This is a genomic window from Ancylomarina sp. (assembly GCF_041555295.1).
Classification (GTDB): Bacteria; Bacteroidota; Bacteroidia; order Bacteroidales; family Marinifilaceae; genus Ancylomarina.
The window spans coordinates 1-5655 of the sequence record NZ_JBFFKR010000226.1 but is presented as its reverse complement, the minus strand read 5'-3'; the positions used below and the strand labels follow the sequence as shown (position 1 = coordinate 5655).

Here is a 5655-nt window from a genome sequence, read left to right as displayed (position 1 = left end):
GATTTTTTCACTAAGAATTTAAAGGTGCTTCATATTGCACCAGAGCAATGTTTCTACAAGCGTTTTAGAGCTTTGGAAAACCTCGATTATACCACAGGAGATTTGGAATCTCCCATTGCCGATGTGCATTTCGATGTGCAGGCCATTCCTTTTGCCAATGAGACTTACGATGTGGTGATATGTAACCATGTGTTGGAACATGTCGATGATGATACAAAAGCCATGTCTGAGATTTATCGAATTCTTAAGCCAGGAGGTTTTGCCATATTACAAGTTCCTCAGGATAGCGAGGCGGAGAAAACCTATGAAGATCCTACAATTACAGATCCATCAGAGAGGGAAAAGCATTTCTTACAGAAAGATCATGTTCGTTTGTATGGGCTCGATTATGCTGAACGTTTAAGTGCGGTTGGTTTTAAAGTAACTGCCGATACCTATGCAAATAACTATTCCGAAGAAAAAGCAAAACGATTTGGTTTACCCATGAAAGAAATATTCTACTTCAATAAAAAGTAGATTTTAATTGAACATATATAAGAGCCATGAATACTCAGTTTTTACTGTATGTTCATGGCTTTTTTTGTTTTTTGAAATGATGTATATTGTCTTTAATCGAAAAGTATTTATCGTAAAACGATAAATAAGTATTGTTTTTCGTATTCTTATTGTTTAGGTTTGTTGAACCTAATCACTAAATCTTTTATTAAATGAAAAACAATTTTCGAATCGTTAATATCTTAAAAATCGTCTTTATGCTTTTTTATAAGTTATCCATTTTTGGTTTTGTTATAATGGTATTTGGGCACCTTGTCAATTTATTTAATCCAGAGAATACTGCTTCAATAAAATTTTTAGGGACAACTGTTTTTAATATCGATACAACTTATGATTTGGTTTCAGGTGATAGTGTTTGTAAAGAGGTTGGTTTCTCTTTGAGTCTTGATAAAATAGAGTCATCAGGGATATTTTATCGATTAATAGCCTTTTTTGATACAGTGATATCTGGTGTTATTATCATTTTCATGTTTAGATATGCCTACTATATTTTTGAAGAGTTGCATGAGCGTGGAAAGAATGGGAACTATTTTTCTGAAAAAATATATCATTGGATAAGAAGAGTTGGCTTTCTAATGTTAGCTAAGACATTATATTTTTTAATAAATGGAAGTGTCATTTCCTGGTACTTTTTAGATAATGTTAGGCTTATGGGACAGGAAGTTCATTTTTATCCAGATTATACAGTCTTAACTAAGATTATTAGTGTGCTTGTCGTTTTTGTCTTTGCCGAAATCTACCGCGCAGGAATAGAGATGAAAGAAGAATCTGAGTTTACCATCTAAGTTATAAGTCAAGAATTTTAATCATATCGAAATGAAAAATAATAATAGAATTATCAAGTTTTTGAGAAAGCAGTTCAATTTTATTTACTACTTATTCATCGTCAATTTAATTGTAGGTGGAATATTGAATGTGCTTGGAATCATTTTTCCAGCTTTTCCTCTAGCAGAACTTTATAATATAAGATTTGAGGGTGGTACTCATTTATATTCTCCGAGTTCATATCAATTATTAGGATCAGGGGTTTTTATTGGAGATGCCCATATTAGAATTTTGTTAAATGGAATTACTTCTTCAGGATTTAATTATCGCTTGCTTTCATTTTTTGATAATACGATTCTAAGTCTCACTTTAGTTTTTCTGTTTAAAAATGCCAAAGTTTTCTTCGACAATTTAATTGAAACATTAAAATCAGGAGAAAACTTTAATAAAGAAAATTATTTGAGAATTAAAAGAATCGGGTATTGGTTTGCAGCTTTTGTGATATACCGTTTTGTTAAAGGTATTTTGTTTTCTCATTTTTTACTGAAAGATGTAACTGTACTTGGACAGAAACTTAAATTGCATCCTGACTACATTGAATGGCCATTCGTTTTCTTTGTGCTTGTTGTCTTTGCATTCGCTGAAATCTACCGAGTAGCTGTTCATATTAAAGAAGAATCTGAACTCACCATTTAATACCAACTACTTTATGCCTATAATAACAAATTTAGATGTGATGCTTGCCAAGCGCAAGATGAGCTCCAAAGAACTGGCCGAACGTATTGGTATTACCATGGCTAATCTTTCCATTTTAAAGTCGGGGAAGGCCAAGGCAGTTCGTTTTACAACTCTTGAAGCTATATGCCGGGAATTGAATTGTCAGCCAGGCGATCTTTTTGAATTTCAGGATAAGACACTTCCTTAGTGGTGTTTGGGCTTCCCTTCGTAATATTTAGTATCCCTTAGGGCTATTGGGGCATCCCTTCGCAATATTTAGTCTCCCTTCGGGACATTGGGGCTTTCCTTCGTATACTTGGAGTGTCCCTTCGGGTATTTTAGGCTCCCTTCGCTATATTTAGTGTCCCTTCGGATATGGGAGTAGTCTTCTCGGGGCTTCCAGAGGTTTTTATACAGATGCCTTAATGGGCTAAAATAGAAAAAAGAGGCTTTTAAGCCTCTTTTTTTATCTGTGAATCCAGATAAGCGATAATCTCATCTTCCTGATCGGGATGGAACCATTGAATCTTCTCATCTCGTCGGAACCATGATAATTGTCGCTTGGCGTAATGGCGAGAGTTTCGTTTGATCAGTTCTATTGCCTTATCGAGGCTAATATGACCTTTGAAATGTTCGAACAGTTCTTTATAGCCAACTGTGTTCATCGAGTTTAAATCACAGAATTCAAATAGAGCCTTGGCTTCTTCAATTTGCCCTTCCGCAATCATGATATTTACACGCTGATTGATTCTATCGTAAAGCTCAGCTCTGTCTCTATTTAATCCTATTTTTATGATCTTGAAATCACGTTCCTTATTTTTATTTGTTCGGAGTGATGAGTAGGGCTTCCCAGACATCAAACAAACTTCTACGGCATGAATCACACGCTTGGCATTTTGTAAATCGACTTGATCATAAAAAACAGGATCGAGTTCTTTCAATTCCTCTTGTAAAGCCTCGAGACCATCTTTTTCGTATCTATCACAAACTTCCTTTCGAATTTCTGGCGATATGGTTGGGATCAAATCAATACCATTGCAAACAGCATCGATATACATCATAGAGCCACCAACCATTAACATTTGATCTTTCTCCTTAAATTTTTCGCTCAGAAGAGCCAGTGTTTTTTGTTCGCATTCCCAAGAGCTGAAGTAGTCGTGAATAGAATGTGAATGTATAAAGTGATGTTTTACGGCTTCGAGTTGTTCCTTTTCGGGTACAGCGGTTCCTATCCGCATTTCACGATACACCTGTCTGCTATCCGATGATGTGATTTCTGTATCGAAATGACGGGCAATGCGTATGCTGAGATCGGTTTTTCCTACACCAGTAGGACCAAGCAGAACAATAAGTGTTTTTGACATCGTGTTGTAAGCGTATTATAATTAAAGCTCCCTATTGGAGCTTTAATTTTTATATTTAGGGACGATTAAATTTAAAGGATATCCTCATAATCGTCAAGGTTTTCAAATTTAGGACCTTCTTCAGAATCATCATCAAACTCATCCATAAAATCAAAATCCTTATCTCTTTTTGTTGCTGATTTTAAATCGACACCATCAAGATCAAAATCTTCAAGGCTGTCAAAATCCATTACAATTTGTTCAGGAGTCTCACCTTTAAATAATGTAATTTTTGGAGCATCAACTGCTACACGTCTTCTCTCAACACCAACTAATTCGATATTGAAGTAACGGTCGGAGAAAAAGTCGAAAACATATATTAATTGGGGCGTTTCCTTATTGATGAATTCTCTCATCATCGCAACGTCCATAGCAACAATATTAACATTGTCGTCGTCTTCACTACTCATTTCGAAAAGCGCAATTTCTTTACCTCTTTCACCCATATCCGAAATTTGGAAGAAAGAAGCCATTTGCGTCCTGTCGTAGGCTAATGCCAGCTGAATGGTGTTGTGTAATTCCAGATAAGTTCCTTCGTTATCCATTTCAACTTCCATTAGGAAATCTTCTTTCTCAGGTGAGGTGATTTTTAGCTTGAATATGTTCATGGTTCTGATATTTTTTGTAAAGGTAGAAAAGATATAAGTATTATGAATTTAACCGGCTCAAAAAATCCATGGTGTCAACATTATCTGCATAATCATTAAGATTAGGTTGCTGAGCTTTTCCGAAAGGAATTGTGTTTTCTCCTATCTTGCTAACGATGCATTGTATGTGTTCACTATTTTCTTTAAGTAGATTTTTGACTTGATTGATATCTCTATAGTGTTCGTAATGTAAAACGGCTATAGGAGATGTCATGGCAGCGTCTTCCTTTAGCAGCAAAAAGCCATTGTCTAAATGTTTTACCGCATTCATCAAATATAACGATCGCTGATAGTCGTGATTGTTTAAGTACTTATTGTGATCTAATGACGGGACATAATCTTGCCAGATATCCAGTATTTTTGTGATGTCGTAATTTTCAGGCACATATAGTTTAGATACATTTCGACATCCTAATCCGAAATATTGAAACACATCCTGTCCTAGTTTGTGGATTTCTTCCTGGCTTTCGTCCCCGGTAAGTATAGCTACAGAATTTCTGTTGCGACGAATGATGTGGGGGTATTTGCTGAAATAGGCTTCGAAATAGCGAGCTGAATTATTGCTCCCAGTGGCAATTATTGCATCAAAATCCTGCTTGCCTTTCAACTGCTCATTTTTGAAAGATATCAAGCTTTTGAATTCAGAGTTTATTTCACCCAAAAGTTTCGAAACAAAGTCCAGTAAACGATTATCCTTTGAGGATAGTTTTCCGATGAAATGATGACCTGAAATAAGAACCGAAAGCATGTCGTGAAAGCCAACCATTGGTATGTTGCCAGCCATAATAACTGCGACACGTTTATCTGTGCTTTGATCTGCAATATGATATTGCTTCGTCCACTCCTTAAGTTTTTCGCGATCTAAAAATGAACAGATTCCCTCAATCGAATTTCTGACATGAGCAGGTGTGAACCAGGCATTTTCGATATAAGCATTCTCAATTAAATTCTCGAATTCGGTATAGAATTGCTCATTTAAAGGATGATTGCTTGTGCTTGCGTCAATCGTTTTAAATTGCTCAAGAAACTGTCCAAGGTTTACAAATGCGTCTATGCGTTCTAATCTATTCATTTTTATATTTAGTGATGATCGTAATGGTAGGTTTTATTCTCGTTGCAAATATATTAAAGATATTGGTATTCTCGAAAGCTACTTTTATCGATTAGCTCTCATGTTCAGATTAATTTGCTCATGAAGTTGATGATGATAAGCAGTACTGTTATACTAGCTAAAATGCGATTCAAATTAAGTGTCCATTTCGATCTAAATTTGATGTGTGTGACCAAACTAACGAAGAGGAGTATTAGAGGTATAAGGGCAGGGTAGGTTTGAATACTCTCCGTTAAATTCCCTTTTAAAAGAGATATAAATGCTGATTGTAAACCACAACCAGGGCATTCTATCTGATAATTCTGATAAAACTGACAAGATAAGCTATGTGTTTCTAGCCAATGTATAAGTTTGTGCCACATTCAATTAAAATTTCATTAACACTTTTTCACATGTGAATGTTAAATATATACAAAAGGAAAGATTTTTTATCGAATTTTCAAGTTCGAAACTTATG

Annotated in this window: 8 protein-coding genes; 4 read left to right on the top strand and 4 right to left on the bottom strand. The window is 35.2% G+C overall.

The genetic code is table 11. The features are described from left to right. The 4 genes from ABY905_RS13365 to ABY905_RS13350 form a co-directional block, all read left to right on the top strand. Positions 1-516, top strand: a 516-nt coding sequence (locus ABY905_RS13365) for a methyltransferase domain-containing protein (protein WP_372644695.1), incomplete at its 5' end; no start/stop codon positions are given. A gap of 191 nt (positions 517-707) precedes the next feature. Next, entirely contained in the window at positions 708-1340 is a 633-nt protein-coding gene (locus tag ABY905_RS13360; RefSeq protein ID WP_372644693.1) for a DUF2975 domain-containing protein, read from the top strand. A 31-nt stretch (positions 1341-1371) separates the two neighbouring features. Continuing rightward, the gene (locus tag ABY905_RS13355; protein ID WP_372644691.1) at positions 1372-2016 is read left to right on the top strand and encodes a DUF2975 domain-containing protein; all 645 of its coding nucleotides are present in this window, start codon (positions 1372-1374) and stop codon (positions 2014-2016) included. A 13-nt stretch (positions 2017-2029) separates the two neighbouring features. Further along, entirely contained in the window at positions 2030-2245 is a 216-nt protein-coding gene (locus tag ABY905_RS13350; RefSeq protein ID WP_372644689.1) for a helix-turn-helix domain-containing protein, read from the top strand. Positions 2246-2489: 244 nt separating this feature from the next. On the opposite strand, the gene miaA is transcribed toward ABY905_RS13350, so the two are convergent. From miaA to ABY905_RS13330, 4 genes are all read right to left on the bottom strand, one after another. After that, positions 2490-3401 carry a tRNA (adenosine(37)-N6)-dimethylallyltransferase MiaA gene (gene miaA, locus ABY905_RS13345; RefSeq protein ID WP_372644687.1) on the bottom strand — a complete coding sequence of 304 codons (912 nt, stop codon included), beginning with the start codon at positions 3399-3401 and terminating at the stop codon, positions 2490-2492. Between the two features lie 71 nt (positions 3402-3472). Beyond that, positions 3473-4048 (bottom strand): IS1096 element passenger TnpR family protein, encoded by a 576-nt coding sequence (locus ABY905_RS13340; protein ID WP_372644685.1) that lies wholly within the window; start codon positions 4046-4048, stop codon positions 3473-3475. A 40-nt stretch (positions 4049-4088) separates the two neighbouring features. Continuing rightward, positions 4089-5159: an acyl-CoA reductase gene (locus ABY905_RS13335; RefSeq protein WP_372644683.1), complete on the bottom strand. Its 1071-nt coding sequence runs from the start codon at positions 5157-5159 to the stop codon at positions 4089-4091. Between the two features lie 104 nt (positions 5160-5263). Further along, positions 5264-5560: a DUF2752 domain-containing protein gene (locus ABY905_RS13330; protein ID WP_372644681.1), complete on the bottom strand. Its 297-nt coding sequence runs from the start codon at positions 5558-5560 to the stop codon at positions 5264-5266. Positions 5561-5655: the final 95 nt, after the last annotated feature.